This window comes from Bartonella sp. CE47NXGY (genome assembly GCF_042195415.1).
GTDB lineage: Bacteria > Pseudomonadota > Alphaproteobacteria > Rhizobiales > Rhizobiaceae > Bartonella.
This window is the reverse complement of sequence record NZ_JBHIOI010000282.1, coordinates 1-569: the sequence shown is the minus strand read 5'-3', so window position 1 is coordinate 569 and position 569 is coordinate 1. Positions and strand designations below refer to the sequence as shown.

The 569-nt window shown below is 37.1% G+C and carries 1 protein-coding gene; it reads right to left on the bottom strand.

The window, feature by feature from the left end:
• Positions 1–135: 135 nt before the first annotated feature.
• Positions 136–567, bottom strand: coding sequence for a single-stranded DNA-binding protein (gene ssb / locus ACFIL3_RS11115; RefSeq protein WP_375682308.1), 432 nt, complete (start codon positions 565–567; stop codon positions 136–138).
• Positions 568–569 lie beyond the last annotated feature (2 nt).

Sequence of the window (569 nt, the reverse complement as noted above, 5' to 3'; positions counted from 1 at the left end):
TTAGCACGCATTTCAATTGCCAATTGATTAACAGGATCTTGACGTACTTTCACTTGTGAAATGTAAGCATCTTTCTTTTTCATACATCCCCTAATCTGTGGGAGCCCACATGTTTCTCTTTGCTCTATTTTTCAATCAAAATGGTATGCTGTCATTAAGAGATGCACTATGATCAGCAGCACCTGAAGCGATAGCATAATTTTGAGAAGTAACGGAAGAAGGGGCAGATTGATCTTTCTTTACATCAAGCAAATACAACTCGCCTTTGAATTGTGGCAAGACAATCTCTGTTGTGTAATGGTCATGCCCATTTTTATCTTGCCATTTGCGTGTTTGTAATTTTCCTTCTACGTAAACTTTTGAACCTTTGTTGAGATACTGAAGTGCAATTTTTGCCAAATGTGGATTAAAAATCACAACTGAATGCCATTCAGTTTTCTCTACTTTTTGATGAGTATTTTTATCTGTATAGCTCTCAGAAGTTGCCATACGAAAATTGACTATTTCTGCTCCAGAATTCATTGTTTTGCTTTCGGGATCAGCACCTAAACGCCCGATTAATGTCACTT